At 60.5% G+C, this 15,706-nt stretch carries 15 protein-coding genes; 9 read left to right on the top strand and 6 right to left on the bottom strand.

Annotated elements, in window-relative coordinates:
• Positions 1 to 108 precede the first annotated feature (108 nt).
• Genes ACSAMQ_RS04105 through ACSAMQ_RS04080 form a run of 6 tightly spaced genes read left to right on the top strand, consistent with a single transcriptional unit; the run spans position 109 to position 7,284 of the window.
• Positions 109 to 897, top strand: a complete 789-nt coding sequence (locus tag ACSAMQ_RS04105) for an ABC transporter permease (RefSeq protein ID WP_435394421.1) — start codon at positions 109 to 111, stop codon at positions 895 to 897.
• A gap of 40 nt (positions 898 to 937) precedes the next feature.
• On the top strand, positions 938 to 2,221 hold the full coding sequence (locus ACSAMQ_RS04100) for an ABC transporter ATP-binding protein (RefSeq protein WP_435394420.1): 1,284 nt from the start codon (positions 938 to 940) through the stop codon (positions 2,219 to 2,221).
• Positions 2,221 to 2,979: a class I SAM-dependent methyltransferase gene (locus ACSAMQ_RS04095; protein WP_435394419.1), complete on the top strand. Its 759-nt coding sequence runs from the start codon at positions 2,221 to 2,223 to the stop codon at positions 2,977 to 2,979. Before ACSAMQ_RS04100 ends, ACSAMQ_RS04095 begins: the two co-directional genes overlap by 1 nt.
• Positions 2,979 to 5,267, top strand: coding sequence for a glycosyltransferase (locus ACSAMQ_RS04090; protein WP_435394418.1), 2,289 nt, complete (start codon positions 2,979 to 2,981; stop codon positions 5,265 to 5,267). The genes ACSAMQ_RS04095 and ACSAMQ_RS04090 overlap by 1 nt, the downstream gene beginning before the upstream one ends.
• A gap of 15 nt (positions 5,268 to 5,282) precedes the next feature.
• The gene (locus tag ACSAMQ_RS04085; protein WP_435394417.1) at positions 5,283 to 6,155 is read left to right on the top strand and encodes a hypothetical protein; all 873 of its coding nucleotides are present in this window, start codon (positions 5,283 to 5,285) and stop codon (positions 6,153 to 6,155) included.
• The gene (locus tag ACSAMQ_RS04080) at positions 6,148 to 7,284 is read left to right on the top strand and encodes a hypothetical protein (protein ID WP_435394416.1); all 1,137 of its coding nucleotides are present in this window, start codon (positions 6,148 to 6,150) and stop codon (positions 7,282 to 7,284) included. The genes ACSAMQ_RS04085 and ACSAMQ_RS04080 overlap by 8 nt, the downstream gene beginning before the upstream one ends.
• A 61-nt stretch (positions 7,285 to 7,345) precedes the next feature.
• On the opposite strand, the gene ACSAMQ_RS04075 is transcribed toward ACSAMQ_RS04080, so the two are convergent.
• The 4 genes from ACSAMQ_RS04075 to ACSAMQ_RS04060 form a co-directional block, all read right to left on the bottom strand.
• The gene (locus ACSAMQ_RS04075; protein ID WP_435394415.1) at positions 7,346 to 7,696 is read right to left on the bottom strand and encodes a hypothetical protein; all 351 of its coding nucleotides are present in this window, start codon (positions 7,694 to 7,696) and stop codon (positions 7,346 to 7,348) included.
• Positions 7,697 to 8,006: 310 nt separating this feature from the next.
• Positions 8,007 to 8,948, bottom strand: coding sequence for an electron transfer flavoprotein subunit alpha/FixB family protein (locus ACSAMQ_RS04070; protein WP_435394414.1), 942 nt, complete (start codon positions 8,946 to 8,948; stop codon positions 8,007 to 8,009).
• The gene (locus ACSAMQ_RS04065) at positions 8,948 to 9,694 is read right to left on the bottom strand and encodes an electron transfer flavoprotein subunit beta/FixA family protein (protein ID WP_435394413.1); all 747 of its coding nucleotides are present in this window, start codon (positions 9,692 to 9,694) and stop codon (positions 8,948 to 8,950) included. The genes ACSAMQ_RS04070 and ACSAMQ_RS04065 overlap by 1 nt, the downstream gene beginning before the upstream one ends.
• Before the next feature lie 313 nt (positions 9,695 to 10,007).
• On the bottom strand, positions 10,008 to 10,853 hold the full coding sequence (locus ACSAMQ_RS04060) for a D-hexose-6-phosphate mutarotase (RefSeq protein ID WP_435394412.1): 846 nt from the start codon (positions 10,851 to 10,853) through the stop codon (positions 10,008 to 10,010).
• Between the two features lie 174 nt (positions 10,854 to 11,027).
• Between ACSAMQ_RS04060 and ACSAMQ_RS04055 the strand changes: the two genes are divergently transcribed.
• Positions 11,028 to 12,440 (top strand): mannose-1-phosphate guanylyltransferase/mannose-6-phosphate isomerase, encoded by a 1,413-nt coding sequence (locus tag ACSAMQ_RS04055; RefSeq protein WP_435394411.1) that lies wholly within the window; start codon positions 11,028 to 11,030, stop codon positions 12,438 to 12,440.
• Between the two features lie 126 nt (positions 12,441 to 12,566).
• Here the strand turns inward: ACSAMQ_RS04055 and ACSAMQ_RS04050 are convergent, their stop codons facing one another.
• Complete coding sequence (locus tag ACSAMQ_RS04050; RefSeq protein ID WP_435394410.1) at positions 12,567 to 13,478, bottom strand: ATP-grasp domain-containing protein; 912 nt, start codon at positions 13,476 to 13,478, stop codon at positions 12,567 to 12,569.
• Between the two features lie 117 nt (positions 13,479 to 13,595).
• Between ACSAMQ_RS04050 and ACSAMQ_RS04045 the strand changes: the two genes are divergently transcribed.
• Both ACSAMQ_RS04045 and ACSAMQ_RS04040 read left to right on the top strand, forming a co-directional pair.
• The gene (locus ACSAMQ_RS04045) at positions 13,596 to 14,333 is read left to right on the top strand and encodes a CoA transferase subunit A (protein WP_435394409.1); all 738 of its coding nucleotides are present in this window, start codon (positions 13,596 to 13,598) and stop codon (positions 14,331 to 14,333) included.
• 183 nt (positions 14,334 to 14,516) lie between these two features.
• On the top strand, positions 14,517 to 15,149 hold the full coding sequence (locus ACSAMQ_RS04040) for a CoA transferase subunit B (protein WP_435394408.1): 633 nt from the start codon (positions 14,517 to 14,519) through the stop codon (positions 15,147 to 15,149).
• Between the two features lie 110 nt (positions 15,150 to 15,259).
• Here the strand turns inward: ACSAMQ_RS04040 and ACSAMQ_RS04035 are convergent, their stop codons facing one another.
• The gene (locus ACSAMQ_RS04035; protein WP_435394407.1) at positions 15,260 to 15,685 is read right to left on the bottom strand and encodes a hypothetical protein; all 426 of its coding nucleotides are present in this window, start codon (positions 15,683 to 15,685) and stop codon (positions 15,260 to 15,262) included.
• Positions 15,686 to 15,706: the final 21 nt, after the last annotated feature.

Below are 15,706 nucleotides of genomic sequence, written 5' to 3'. Positions count from 1 at the left end.
TGCCCGAGTTGCCGCTAACCTGGCTATTCTTTTACCCATTCGAAAATCTGGCGTTTCGCGTCGTCAAAGACTAAGGGCGCAATACGCCGTTTTGTGGAGAGCTAACTAATGCTGTCTGTGCTGAGCAGGAACAGAAGCCTGCTTTGGGAGCTGATAAAGCGTGAGATCGCTTCCAGATACAAAGGGTCATACGGCGGACTCTACTGGTACATCATTCAGAATCTGCTGCTATTGACGTTATACAACCTGGTCTTCGGAACATTGTTCAAAAGCCGGTGGGCGGATACGGGGGTAGGTCAGGGAAATTTTACAATCGCCCTGTTCGTCGGTTTGATCATGTTCAATATTTTTGCCGAATGCGTGACCCGTGCTCCGACCTTGGTAATCAATAACGCCAACTATGTGAAGAAAGTGGTTTTTCCGCTGCAGATCCTTCCAATCGTCCAGCTCGGCGCGGCTCTGTTCAATGCGGGTGTGGCGACTCTGGTTCTGTTGGGTATGGCATTGCTGCTTAAGTCTCCCATTACGTGGGAAGCGCTTTGGTTTCCGGTCGTAGTTGCTCCCCTCGCGGTGTTGGTGCTCGGATTGTCGTGGATCATGGCGGCGGTCGGGACGTACGTGCGAGACGTGAATCAGGTGGTCACGTTGTTGGTGAGTGCAACGATGTTTCTTTCGCCCTTGTTCTATCCGATTAGCGCATTGCCGGCGAAAGTGCATAGCTACATAAAGTTTAACCCGCTTACCGTGCCAATGCAGCAGGCTCGGGAGGTTCTGATGTTCGGTTACATGCCGGATTTCGAAGTGCTCGGGATCTATATGTGCATAGCAGTGGCAGTCGCTTTGTTCGGTTATTGGCTGTTTGAGAAATCGCGCGCGGGGTTCGCCGATGTCCTCTGACTACTCTATCCGTGTTGAAGGGGTCTCGAAGTGCTATCACATGTACGAGGCGCCCATTCATCGCCTCTGGCAGTCCCTATTCCGTGGGCACAAGCGGTTTTATCGTGAGTTCTGGGCGCTGCATGACGTATCGTTTGAGGTTGGCAGAGGGGAGACCTTCGGTGTCATAGGCAAGAACGGCTCAGGAAAATCCACCCTCCTGCAGATCCTCTGCGGTACGTTAAATTCATCTTCCGGTCGGGTCGAATGCGTGGGCCGCGTAGCCGCGCTGCTGGAGTTGGGTGCGGGATTCAATCCAGAATTCACCGGGCGTCAGAATGCGATTCTGAGCGGTGGCATCTATGGATTGTCGGGCACCGAAATCGAACAGCGTCTGCCGAGGATCATAGAGTTTGCCGAAATTGGTGACTTTATTGATCGGCCTGTCAAGACTTACTCGAGCGGCATGTTCGTGCGTCTGGCGTTCGCAGTGATCGCGCACGTGGATGCGGACATCCTCGTGATCGACGAGGCCTTGGCGGTGGGCGATGCGCAGTTCACACAAAAGTGCATGCGATTCCTGCGTGATTTCAAAGAGCGTGGCACCTTGATTTTTGTCAGTCACGACACTTCTGCAGTGCGCAGTCTTTGCGATCGCGCTTTGTGGTTGGAGGGCGGAGTTGTACGGGCCGTAGGCGATGCCAAATCGGTGTCCGAAAAGTACCTGGCATCATTGTTCAACAGCACCCGGAAAGAGGCTTCCGGAGCCAGCTCAAGCCGCAAGACGACGGAAGTCCGCGAATGGCGCGATCAGCGGCGTGAACTATTGACGCAAGAGCCACTACGCAACGATCTGCAAGTATTTTCTTTTGCTACGAAGAATGCAGTGTCGGCATCATTCGGCGAAGGAGGAGTCGAACTGACGGACGTGCATCTAGAAGACGAAGAGGGGCACCCTTTGTCCTGGGTGGTCGGAGGCGAAATGGTTCGCCTGGTCGTTAACGCATATGCGCAATCCCGTATCGAAAGTCCAATTGTGGGTTTTTTCCTCAAGGATTCCTTGGGGCAGACCTTGTTTGGCGACAATACCTATCTCAGTTACGCCGAGACTCCAGTCAGCGTGGCTGGTGGTAGTGGTATGCGGGCGTCGTTCCTGTTTCCAATGCCGATTCTGCCGAAGGGTGATTACAGCTTCGATGTCGCTATTGCTGACGGTAATGGGGTCGACCATCGGCAACTGCACTGGGGGCATGACGTGGTTCTGGTGCGTTCTGTTGCCACTAGCACTTCCACAGGATTGATTGGCATTCCGATGCTGGACGTGCTTTTGGAGGAGAAATCCTGATGTCCGAGAGTATCTCTCCATATGACTACAGCTTCGATCCTAACGACGGCAGTACAGCTGCACGTATCGTGCGTATGGTTGGAAAAGGGCGCACGGTTCTTGAGTTTGGTTGCGGCTACGGCGTCATATCTCGAGTGCTCCACGCAAATGGATGCTCAGTCGTTGGCATAGAGTTGGATGCGGCGAGCGCCGAAGCCGCCAGGCCTTGGTTGTCAAGGTTGCTTCTCGAGAATATCGAGAATGACGCTTGGCTGACGTCGCTCGGCGATCATACGTTCGACGTTGTGTTGGCTTCGGACGTGATCGAACATCTTCGCGATCCCGGTGCGATACTGCGACACATCCGGTCCTTATTGTCGCCTGATGGCGAGCTTGTGCTATCGGTCCCAAACATCGGGCATGCGGGCGTTATTGCCGAGCTGTTGAGAGGGGCTTTCGACTATCGTCCGACCGGAATACTGGACAGCACGCACCTGCGCTTTTTTACTTGGGCCACGTTGGAGCGGCTGTTGAACGAGTCCGGTTTCGAAGTCTTCCACCGAGAGACGGTAGATGCTCCCGGCGCGCACGAGCATTTCTTTCCATATTGGGTAAAGCTTCCGGACTCCATCCGCAATGCACTCGCCGATCATCCGACAGCGAAAGTTTTTCAATATCTTCTCAAGGCTCGCCTCAGCGACACTCCGCGAAAGTTGCAGACCGATGACGATGAGCGATTACGACTCTGGACCGAAGTGCTGGATTCGGAGGGGGCCTGATGTCTGAGCCTCTGATCAGTGTTGTCATTCCTTCCTATAATCACGAGCGCTACCTTCGCGAGGCGCTCGCAAGCGCCCGGGCTCAGACCATTCGTGAAATTGAGATCATCATAATCGATGATGGTTCCTCGGATGGCTCGCACGCACTCGCTCTGCAGATTGCTGCGGAGGATGAGCGTATCAGGGTTTATAGGCAGGACAATCAGGGCTCACACGCCGCGCTCAACCGCGGCATCGAGCTTGCCGGCGGAGCTTGGCTCGCCGCGCTCAATTCAGACGACCGATGGCATCCGCGGCGCCTCGAGCGCATGCTTAGAGAGGCGGCCAATGCGCGGGCGGATTTTCTATTTACCGATGTTCAGTTGATCGATGATGACGGCCAAGTAGAGGAAAATTCGTCACATTGGTGGAATGCTCTCATCCAGCGTTACCGTGATCGAGTTGCGCAGCATGGGCTAAGCGATGGATTGTTGTACGGAAATTTGACGGTATCGACCTCCAATTTTCTCTTCAATCGTGAAGTTTGGGAGCGCATAGGTCCGTTCCGGCCTTATCGCTATAACCTGGACTGGGACTTCGTCATGCGTTGCATGCTGGAGGAAGGTTTGCGCGTCCACTACGTACGCGAACGCTTGCTTGATTATCGGTTACATGGGAGCAATACGATTCTGGGCGGAATGCCCGTGGCTGCGCTCGAAGCACTGGAAATCGCGCGTCGGCTGCAGAGGCGGTACTTCCATGTTCCGGACGGTTTGATGCTAAGTCTGCATCGGCACGAGCGTCTGCTCCGTCGCTTCATGTCCGACAAGGCGGCGCGCGCTGCAGCGTCGGAAAAAGCCATCACAGACGACCGGGATCGCCTTGAGAGCATTCTGGTCGAGCGTCAGCGAATAATCGAGCAGGAGCGCGAGGCTAAGACTCGGGAGGCCGAAACGTTAGTGGGGCGCGTCCGAGAGCTTGAGGTCGAGCTCGACAGCTTGAGAGACGACCGCGATCGCCTTCAGGCGCTTTTGGTGCAACGCCAGGCGCTGATTGAACGGGAGCGAGACGTTACGGCTCGCAGCCTTGACGAGTTGCGCGAGGCGCGACGACAGGAGCGACTGGAGATGGATAAATTGATCGCTGCCCTGGAGTCAGCAGCCAGCCGCGGCACTAGCGCACTGACGCGGGCCGGCTCGTCACCGGTTGACGGATTGGTCTGCGATGTTTCGGAGCAGCGCTCGAATCGGTCTCAGTCAGGTGTTGAAAGCATTACGTCGCTAGTTCGCACTATTGAAAAGCTTTCCCAGGCTAACTCGGAATTGCGTGATGACTTGGCGATACAGCGGCGCCTGCGAGAGGATCTGGACGCCATGGCACGGCAAGTCCGATGGGCGCTCGACCAATACTACTCCAAGCCCAAATTAACCCAGATCTGGGATGCTGCGCGTGGTCGCCGACCAGTGACGTGGGAATTGTTGAGCCCAGTTGAGCTCCTTCGCGAGACGAGAGGGCGGCCGGCGATTGGCCAAGTTCGTGAGCTTGTTTTGGATGAGGATGTGCGGCTTGGTGCCGACACGGGTGTCCGAGTCAACGTTCATCTTCATCTCTATTATCTCGACTTAGCTGAAGAGCTTCTTGGGTATGTTCGCAATGTCGGGCGTGTTCGCAAGTTGGTCATCACCGGACCTTGGACCATCGACGATATAGAACCGTATTTGTCAGGCGTTAGGGGAGACTGCGACGAGGTCATCGTCGCCCAGATGCCCAATAGGGGCAAGGATGTGGGCGGATTCATTCACGCCGTTGCCGAGTGTGGCTTGTTGGATTGTGATTATGTATTGAAGCTTCACTCTAAGAAGAGCAATAATCCAGAATCTTACTTCGAGGCGATTTCCCATTTGTTCGGTACCAAGATCTCCGATGGGGATGAATGGCGTCGATTGATCATTGGTCCGATTGCCGGTAGCGCTGCCCGGGCTGCAGCGGTTTTGTCGTTATTCAATTCCGATCCATCCGTTGGGATGCTTGGGGCGGGTCAATTCATAACGAACGCGCCTGACATAAATGCGAACTTGTACGAGCGCGTGTGCAGGGAGCTAGATGCAGTGCCCGGGTTACCTTTCGTCGCTGGTACGATGTTTTGGGTCAGAGCGTCGACTCTAGCTGGCTTGATCGCCAAGGCGCCTAGCTTGAGCGACTTCGATTTGGACAGCCTCGCAGTAGAGGGAGGGCTGGAGCACATTTTCGAGCGGGCTTTCGGCTCATTGGTGCTCTCGCAGGGATTCGATCTCGTGGGTGTCAGGTGAGCGGTAGGGGGTTGTATGGATGCGAATAATAATGTCCCAGTTTTTATTGTTTCGTATAACCGGTTGAAGTATTTGAAGGCGCTGGTGGATTCGCTTGAACGTCTCGATTTTCGGAATATCATAATTCTGGATAACGCATCGACATACCCGCCTTTGCTTGAGTATCTGGATGCTTCGCCGCATCGCGTCGAAAGGCTGTCGACAAATCTTGGCCATCTGGCGCTGTGGAAATCCGGCCGGTTCCGTGAAATTATAGACCGGCACCGATACATTCTGACCGACTGCGATGTAGTGCCAAGTCCCGATTGTCCCGGCAACATTGTCGAAGTATTAGGCGAGCTGCTCGATAAGTATCCCAGGCATACGAAGGCCGGATTGTCTTTGAAGATCGACGATTTACCGGATACCTACGCCTTCAAGCAGCAAGTGATCGAGTGGGAACTGCCGTTCTGGGAACATAAGCTTGAAGACGGAAACTACGAGGGCGCGATCGATACAACGTTCGCGCTGTATAGGCCCGGGATTTATTGCGAAGAGGAGCGCTGGTGGCGCTCGATTCGCACCGCGCCGCCTTACTCCGCGCTTCATCTGCCGTGGTATCAGGATACTAGTCGGCCGTCGGACGAGGACTTATTCTACCAACAGACAGTCTCGGGAATTTCCAGTCAATGGAGCATTACCGATCCGGTCTTGCTGAAGAATCAAAACACTGAATTGCAACATCAGATTGCGGCATTAAAAAGTGAAATCGTGGCCTTGCGGATTCAGCTGGATAGGAGCAGTTTTTCCAGGCAATGGCGTCATATTGTTAAGAGCGGATTGTCTGCCGTCGGTCTATGGACAATCGCGCAGCGAGCCAGAAATTTCCTAAGGCATAAAAATGATTGAATGCATCTTTACGTCCATAAATAATGGATACCTGCCCAAGGCCCGTATCCTGGCGGCATCCGTTCGTAAGCATCATCCGGAGGCGAGGATGGTGCTGATGCTAAGCGACCGCAAGCATCCGTCGCTCGATTACTCTGATTTCGATCAGGTGCTAATGCCTGAGGATCTTGGAATCGAGGTTGAAAATATTGACGCCTGGCTGTTCGATCACACAGTCGTCGAACTATGTACCGCTGTGAAGCCGTTCGCTTTCAGAAAGCTGTTTAAGCAGGGCTTCAAGAACGTTGTATATCTGGACCCTGATACGGTCGTTTACTCGCGCATGAGCGAGTTAGAGACGGATATGGAGCGTCATCCGGTGACGCTTACTCCGCACGTGTCTGTGCCAGCTCAGGATGTTGACGACCTGCACGACGGAGAAATGCTGGGCTGTCTGCGTCATGGGGTTTTCAATTTAGGCTTTCTCGCGTTGACCGATCAGGGCGAAGGCCCCGCATTCTTGCAGTGGTGGCTGGACAGATGCCGTGACTATTGTTACGACGACAATCAGCGCGGGCTATTCACCGACCAGAAGTGGATTGATCTAGCGCCGTGTTTTTTTTCGACGCTGAACATCATGCGGTTGCCGTCGTATAACGTCGCGACTTGGAATCTTTACTACCGCCGTGTCGGTCGCGGTACTGACGGAGAGATCTCAGTTAATGAAATCTATCCGCTACGTTTTTATCATTTTTCCGGATTCGATATCGGTACGCATGTTCAGATGCTCAGCAAGCATGATGGTAGCAATGCGTGCTTGCAGGATATGACCAGCTGGTATACCTCGGAACTAAGCCGCTTGGCGAACGCAGACGGTGTGGTCGGCTATTACGAACATTTTCCCAATGGGCGCAAGATTCCGGCCGATTGGCGGCGTTATTATCGCAAGCATCCCGCGCTTCAGGCGATGATTCCTCATCCCTGGGAGCAGCAGGAGGAGATGATCTCCCATTTTGACGGCGCACCGCCGACGCCTACCGGAGACCATAGGCAGACCGGCATTGAAACTTGGCTGAAAGCTCACCCCTCGTTACTCGCCATCGCGAAGCGAGTGATTCCTGCTTCACTCGTACGCATGATTCGTAGCTGAAGTAGCTGAAAAGAACGCCCGAATCAATGAAGGATTCGGGCGTTTTTCGGAGGTCAAGGCGTCAATCGGCCAGGGTTACGGTACGTCCGGTTTTACAGAGGTACAACTTATCGGCTGCGGAAAATGCAAGTTCAACGTCATAACGACCTGTCGGCAACGTTGCAAGTGGCACCTGTACGTTATAGCCAGGGGTCTTGATGCCGGGTAGTTTCAGGAATGCGGCAACATCGGCACGAGTGACTTGAGTATTTGCTTCCAGTTCAAAGGCTTGGTCGACCGACCTGAACACGAGAAGAAAACTGCCGGGTCCCTGATGTGTGGTTTGGTCGACAAACCAACCGCGGAAAATATGCGGTTGACTTCTTTTCAGTACGGGATTCGAGCCTGCATCTGGATTATCAATGCTATCCAAGGAGCAGGCGGTCGTTGCCTGCTCCGACTGCGTTCTGGCGGTTGCGGGACGCACGGCTTGGGACTCTAGGATCTGAAGCGGTTCACTTGGCGCCGTTGTGGTTTCCTCGGCTGGGGTCGAGGAAGCGGCATCGATAGCGCTGTCCTCTCCTTGCGGTGGCCGCTTATTGCATGCGGACACGCACGCCAGACTGATCAGTAGCGGAGCGCAGATTGTTCGGATGCTCATCGTGCGAGTCCTCAGTGAGTCCCAGTAGGAATGGATGTGCTACCGGATTTGCATTTGCAAGCCCTTAACCGCGGCGTGCTTTTCAGCCCAGCGCCGCTTCCAGCTCCGGCAGCAGCTTGAACAGATCGCCCACCAGGCCGATGTCGGCGATTTCGAAGATCGGCGCCTCGCCGTCCTTGTTGATCGCGACGATGGTGCCGGCGTCCTTGATGCCGGTCAGGTGCTGGATCGCGCCGCTGATGCCGATGGCGACATAGAGCTCGGGCGAAATGATCTTGCCGGTCTGGCCGACCTGCATCTCGTTGGGCACGTAACCGGCGTCGACCGCGGCGCGCGAGGCGCCGACCGCGGCGCCGAGCTTGTCGGCGAAGTCGAAGATGATCTTGAAGTTCTCGGCCGAGCCCACGCCGCGGCCGCCGGAGACGACGCGCTTGGCGCTCTGCAGGTCGGGACGGTCGGACTTGCCCGCGGCCAGGCCGACATAGCGGGTGTGGGTCGGCAGGCTCGCTTCGACCATGGCGGCTTCGACTGCGGCGCCGCCGCCCTTTGCCGCTTCCGGCCACGAGGCGGTACGAACGGTGGCGACCACGGTGTGGTCGGCGGGAGCTTCGACGGTGACGATGGCGTTGCCGGCGTAGATCGGGCGCTTGAAGGTGTGGCTGCCTTCGACGGCCATGACGTCGGAGACCTGGGCGACGCCGAGCAGGGCGGCGACGCAGGGCATGAGGTCCTTGCCGAAGGTGGTGCTGGGGCCGAACACGTGGCTGTAGCCCTTGGCCAGCGCGGCGAGCTGCGGTGCGAGCACCTGCGCGATCGCGTCGGCGTTGGCGGCGTTGGCGACGGTCAGCACCTTGGCGACGCCGGCGATCTGCGCGGCTTCGGCGGCGACCTCGGCCGGCTCGGCGGCGAGCACGACGATGTCGATGGCGTCCGGCTTCAGCGCCTGCGCGGCCGACACGCACTTGGCGGTGGACGCGTTGAGCTTGCCGTTGAGATGTTCGGCGACGATCAGAACCTTGCTCATCACAGCAACCCCTTAGCCTTGAGTGCGGCGACCAGTTCGGCCGCGTCCTTGACCATCACGCCCTTGCTGCGCTTCGGCGGCGGTGCGTAATGGGTGGTCTTGAGCGTGTCGCCGGTGTCGACGCCGAGATCGGCGAACGCGATGGTCTCCAGCGGCTTGCTCTTGGCCTTCATGATGTCCGGCAGCTTGATGAAGCGCGGCTCGTTGAGGCGCAGGTCGGTGGTGACCACCGCCGGCAGATCGATTTCCAGCGTCTCCAGGCCGGCGTCGACTTCGCGGGTCACCGTGGCCTTGCCGCCTTGGACTTCGAGCTTGGAGGCGAAGGTCGCCTGCGGGCGGCCCCACAGCGTGGCGAGCATCTGGCCGGTCTGGTTGGCGTCGTCGTCGATGGCCTGCTTGCCGAGGATGACGATGTCCGGCTGTTCCTTCTCGATCAGCTTGAGCAGGGCGCGCGCGGCGGTCAGCGGCTGGATCGGCTGGTCCGAGACCACGTGCACGGCGCGGTTCGCGCCCATGGCCAGGCCGTTGCGCAGATGCGCCTGGGCGTCGGCCGGGGCGATCGTCGCGACCACGACCTCGGTGGCGATGCCCTTGTCGCGCAGGCGCAGGGCTTCTTCCAGGGCGATTTCGTCGAACGGATTGGCCGACAGCTTGACGCCGTCGGTGACCACGCCGGAGCCATCCGGCTTGACCTGAATGCGGACGTTGTAGTCCACCACGCGCTTGTAACCGACGAGGATCTTCATCGTGCGGGGATTCCTTGTGGGGGTGCTGGGCCGGGAGCGGCCGAGAACCGCCAATTCTAGCGGAGACGGGGGTGTCGCGCAGGCGGGTGGGGCGGCGCGACAGGGCACGGGCGGCTATCGGACGGCCTCCCGGCCGAGGTTTCGGGAGGCTGCGGCTTGGCGGTATGCCCAATCGAATCCATACGTGTGGGAGGCACACTCAGCTCAACGAAGCCGATCGTCGAAAGATCCTGAACGAACGGGCATTCCACCGCTGTCCGCCCCTAGCTGACCATACCTTACAGGCAGCCCTGGGATGGATTGGGAGGCTCGGTCAGATTCCCGCCCGCGTCTCGACGACCAGGGTCTGCACGCCCGTCCAAGCGGTTCGTGGCTCCAGTCGGACCGGGCTCACGACGTTGCCGGCTTCGACGCAGACGAATCGCCGATATTGGTCCCCGCCTAGGTCGTCCAGGCTGGACGCCAGCACGGCGCCTGGGTTCCACACCACGATGTCGGCAAAGCCCGTACTTTCCAGGCGCAACAGCTGGTCGCCATCGGTGACGCGCAACGGCTTGCGCGCCTCCATGTAAATACGGTCGACCTCGCCCTCGAAGCGCACCGGGGCGTCGGTCGCCTCGACCCGTCTGCCGCCGTCCGCCGAATCCAGGTATGGCCGGTCTTCCAGGCCATGGATCAGCGTGCCCGCGATATCGGCCACACGCAGGTAGGTGTGCAGCGCGACCGTGAATTCGAAAGCGGCATTGTCGACATTGCGGACCGTCAGGGCGATGCGCAGCCGGTCGCCGCCGGGTTGCAAAGCCAGCTCGGCTTCGAACCGATGCGGCCAATGCAGGCGAGTCTCGTCGTCCTCGCGCAGACCGAAGGCCAAGCCCGGACCCGTCGGTGGGGCGGGGATCGATTCCCATAGGCGAGTGCGGGCAAATCCATGGCGCGGCCCGCTGCCGCGTCCGCCGAATTGCGGAAAGATCACTGGAATGCCGCCTCGGATCGCCTTGCCGGCACCGAAGCTGGCGCGAGGGCTGAGGTAAAGGCGCTCGCGGCCCTGGCATCGCCAGGACACGGCGTGCGCGCCGAACGCGGTGGCCTGGATCTCGACTCCGTCCGAAACCCGGAGGCGCAGAGCGCCGGTAACTGCCTCGTTCGGGTCGGAAGCCACGGGCCTGTCCTTGCTTGAGCGAAGTCGCCATCGGCACGCTAGGGTGTCCGATGGGCCGTCATGAGGATTCTAAGGCCGCCGCCCGGCGTGCCGACGGGGCGCGGTGTCGATACATGAAGCCTCCAGCCGCCCGGCCGGGCTATTCTTGCCCATCCCCAGTCTTTCGGAGCCGGGATGCTGCATCCTGTCGTATTGAGCGGCGGCAGCGGTTCGCGCCTGTGGCCGCTGTCGCGCGAGAACCAGCCCAAGCAGTTTCTGTCGTTGATCGGCGATCGTTCGCTGTTCCAGGAAACGGTGCTGCGCGCCTGCGCCCTGCCGCAGGCAGGCCTGCCGGTGACGGTCTGCGCCGAGGGCCATCGCTTCATGGTCGGCGAGCAGTTGCAAGGCGTCGGCGTGGGCAGTGGCGGCATCCTGCTCGAACCCATCGCGCGCAACACCGCGCCGGCGATCGCGCTGGCCGCATTGCACCTGCTCGCCCGCCATCCCGAGGCCGTCATGCTGGTGCTGCCGGCCGATCACCTGATCGAGGACGAATCGGCTTTCCGGGCTGCCGTGGAGCGCGCGGCGGTGCTCGCCGGGCAGGGCTGGCTGGTGACCTTCGGCATCCAGCCGGACTATCCGGAAACGGGCTACGGCTATATCGCGCGCGGCGAAGCGCTCGGCGAGGACGGCTATCGGGTCGCCCGTTTCGTGGAAAAGCCGGCCCTGGCCACGGCGCAAACCTATCTGGCCGAGGGCACGTATTCGTGGAACTCGGGCATGTTCCTGTTCAAGGCCGAGCGTTATCTCGAAGAACTCGCGCGTTTCGCGCCGCAGATCCACGCCGCCGCAACCGCCGCTTACGCCGCCGCGCAAAGCGACCTGGACTTCATCCGCGTCGGCAAGGAGGCGTTCGCCGCCAGTCCCAGCGATTCGATCGACTACGCGGTGATGGAAAAGACCGATCGCGCCGCGGTGGTGCCGGTCAGCTGCGGCTGGAGCGACATCGGTTCCTGGTCGTCGCTGTGGTCGGTGGCCGAGCGCGACGAAGACGGCAACCGCTACGAAGGCGACGTGATCTCCCTGGATACGCGCGACAGCCTGGTGCGCGCTTCGGAGCGGCGCCTGATCGCCACGATCGGGGTCGAGGACCTGGTCATCGTCGATACGCCCGACGCCACCCTGGTCGCGCGCAAGGACCGGGTGCAGGACGTCAAGACCATCGTCGATCGCCTGAAAAAGGCCGGACGCCAGGAGCATCTGTTCCATCGCAAGGTCTATCGGCCCTGGGGCTACTACGACTCGATCGACGTCGGGCCGCGCTTCCAGGTCAAGCGCATCGTGGTCAAGCCGGGCGCGGCATTGAGCCTGCAAAAGCACCACAAGCGCGCCGAGCACTGGATCGTGGTGTCCGGGGTGGCCGAGGTGACCTGCGACGAGCGGGTGTTCGACCTGCACGAAAACCAGAGCACCTACATCCCGCTCGGCAGCGTCCACCGCCTGCGCAACAACGGCACCGAACCGGTCGAGTTGATCGAGGTGCAGTCGGGCGCGTATCTGGGCGAAGACGACATCGTCCGGCTCGAGGACGTGTACGGGCGTTCCTGAGCCTCCAGGTCGCGGTCGCGCACGAAAAAACCGGCCGCCAGGCCGGTTTTTCTTTAGGGCTTCCTCGACGCGAGCCCGTGCCGGCGCTCGCCGCTACGGCCGCGAACGGCTCAATCGGCCTGCGCCTCAGTCGACCTGCATCGTCGCCAGCAACTCGGCCAGCACCGCTGCGAAGCGTGCGGCGCTGCCTTCGGCGTGGGCGAAGAACAGCGAGGGCTCGCACAGTTCCAGTTCCAGCAACTGCGGCTGGCCGTCGCCGTCGCGGATCAGGTCGACGCGTGCGTACGGCAAGGGCTCTTCCAGATCGAGCCGTGCGGTCATCGCGGTCAAGGCGTGCAGGGCGACCCTGCGTTCATCGTCGCCGGCCTCGCGCGCGGCGATGCGCTCGACCGCGCGCAGATTCAGCGCATCCTCGCGTTGCAGCATCGCGCCCTTGCGGATGGCGTGGCTGAACACCCCGTTGAAATGGATCAGCGCGGTCTCGCCGTCGCGATCGACCGAGGCCAGATAGGGTTGCAGCATCGCGCTGCGGCCTTCGTCTAGCAGGCGCGCGACGTGGTTGGCCGCGGCGAACTCCTGCGCGCGCGCATAACGCTGGGTGTCGCGCGAGCCGGCGCTGATCGCCGGCTTGACCACGAACTCATCGGCGTCCGGATAGGCGGCGAGAAACTCCTGCAGCGCCGGCAACGGGTCCATGTCGGGTTCGACGAAGGCGCTCGGCACCACCGGCACGCCGCGCGCTGCGAGGTCTGCCAGATAATGCTTGTCGGTGTTCCAGCGCACCACCGGCCAGGGATTGAGCAGGCGCGTGTCGGCGTCGACGCTTGCGCACCAGGCCAGGAACTCGTCGAGGCGTTCGGTGTAGTCCCAGGGCGAGCGCAGCAGTACGGCGTCGTATCGTGCCCAGGCCACGCTGGGGTCGTCCCAGGCGCGGATCTCGGCGGCGATGCCGCGTGCGGTGCAGGCCTGGAGCAGGGGCGACAGGTCGTCGTCCTGCCCGGCGGCGGCGATGGCGGTGACCAGGGCGAGTCGGCTCATATCGCAAGTCTAGCGTCGGCACGCGATCGGGGCATTGTCGCGGTATTGCCCGAAAGTCCGCTAGGTCCCGCTCCGGGCGCAGGCTAAACTGCGCCCATCCCGCAAAGGAGTTGTCCCATGGCCGAGGCCATCGCCGCGACGCCCGCCGGCGCCGCGAAGAGCAAGCTGTACCCCAGTGCGAAACAAGCCCTGCAGGACGTGGTGGCGGACGGGCAGACCCTGGCCGTCGGCGGCTTCGGCCTGTGCGGCATCCCCGAGGCCCTGATCGGCGCGCTGCGCGACAGCGGCGTCAAAGGCATCACCGCGATCTCCAACAACGCCGGCGTCGACGGTTTCGGTCTGGGGCTGCTGCTGGAAACGCGCCAGATCAAGAAAATGATCTCGTCCTACGTCGGCGAGAACAAGGAGTTCGAACGCCAGTTCCTGTCCGGCGAGCTCGAGCTCGAATTCAATCCGCAAGGCACCCTGGCCGAGCGCCTGCGCGCCGGCGGCGCCGGCATCCCGGCCTTCTTCACCCGCACCGGCTACGGCACGGTCGTGGCCGAAGGCAAGGAAACGCGCGAGTTCGACGGCCACCACTACGTCATGGAAACCGCGCTCAAGGCCGATGTGTCGCTGGTCAAGGCGTGGAAGGCCGACAAGGCCGGCAACCTGGTGTTCCGCAAGACCGCGCGCAACTTCAACCCCGCCTGCGCGATGGCCGGCAAGGTCTGCATCGCCGAAGTCGAGGAACTGGTAGAGGTCGGCGCGATCGATCCCGATCACGTGCACCTGCCGGGCATCTACGTCGACCGGATCGTGGTCAATGCGGCCCCGGAGAAGCGCATCGAGCAGCGGACGGTGCGGGCCGGCTGAGCAGGCCCTCGTAATCGCAGCAGGAAACGAGTGCAGAGGAACCAGCAACGAGTCGAAGGTCGTCCGGAAGTCCTGGTTTCTAGTTCCTAACTCCTAGCTCCTCTCCACTCGTGCCTGGACCACGCTGAAAGTCTCGCCGCCGCCTTCCAGCGCCGGCTTACCGTCAATACAGAGAACAACCCTATGTCCTGGACCCGCGATGAAATGGCGCAGCGCGCCGCGCAGGAACTCACCGATGGCGCCTACGTCAACCTCGGCATCGGCTTGCCGACCCTGGTCGCCAACTTCATTCCCGACGGCATGGACGTGTGGCTGCAGTCCGAGAACGGCCTGCTCGGCATCGGTCCGTTTCCGACCGAAAGCGAGATCGACGCCGACCTCATCAACGCCGGCAAGCAGACCGTGACCGCGCGGCAGGGCGCCAGCTATTTCGGCAGCCACGACAGCTTCGCGATGATCCGCGGCGGGCATATCGACCTGGCGATCCTCGGCGCGATGCAGGTTACCGACAAGGGCGACCTGGCCAACTGGATGGTGCCCGGCAAGATGGTCAAGGGCATGGGCGGCGCGATGGACCTGGTCGCCGGCGTCAAGCGCGTGGTGGTGCTGATGGAGCACAGCGCGAAGAACGGCGAGCACAAGATCCTGCCCGAATGCACGTTGCCGCTGACCGGCCTGGGCGTGGTCGATCGCATCATCACCGAGCTGGCCGTCATGGACGTCACCGAGCGGGGTCTAGTATTGGTGGAGACCGCACCAGGCGTCAGCGAGGATGAGCTGCGTGAGAAAACCGGAGTCGCGTTCGTGCGCCCCTGAGGACTTCGCGCCAAGGTAAAAAAGCCGCCGAAAGGCGGCTTTTTATTTGTCTATCCTGCCGCGCCGGCAATGCGGTTACCGCAGCCGGTGGGGTGCTCGGCGAAACGGATTTACTGCGCCGGGGGCCGTGAACCACGGCTGGCCTCGAGAATGGGCAGGTTGGTCTCGGTCGGTACGTAGATCACCTGGTTCTTGGTGTTCTCCAGGCCGTTGACGAACAGATAACGCAGATAATCTTCGTTGTTGCGCAAGCTGTCGCCGATGATCTTGTTGGCTTCGGCAACGCCCTTCGCGCGCTCCACTTCGGCGGCGGCGAGCGACTTGGCCGAGTCGAGCTTAGCGCGCGCTTCGAGGACCGCGATCTGGCGGCTGGATTCGGCCTCCGCGAGCAGCGCGCGGCCGGCCATCTCCTGCGAGTAGACCCGGTACTTCGGATAACCCCACATCCACAGGGCGATGCAACCCGCCAGGAGCAGGCCGAGGATCAAGATCACGCCCAGAAAGGCGAACGGGCTGGGACGTTGCGGGTTGTACATGCGCAGATTCCTGGAACGCGA

The organism is Lysobacter sp. 1R34A, from assembly GCF_051217035.1.
Classification (GTDB): domain Bacteria; phylum Pseudomonadota; class Gammaproteobacteria; order Xanthomonadales; family Xanthomonadaceae; genus Lysobacter.
This window is presented reverse-complemented; position numbering and strand designations above follow the sequence as displayed.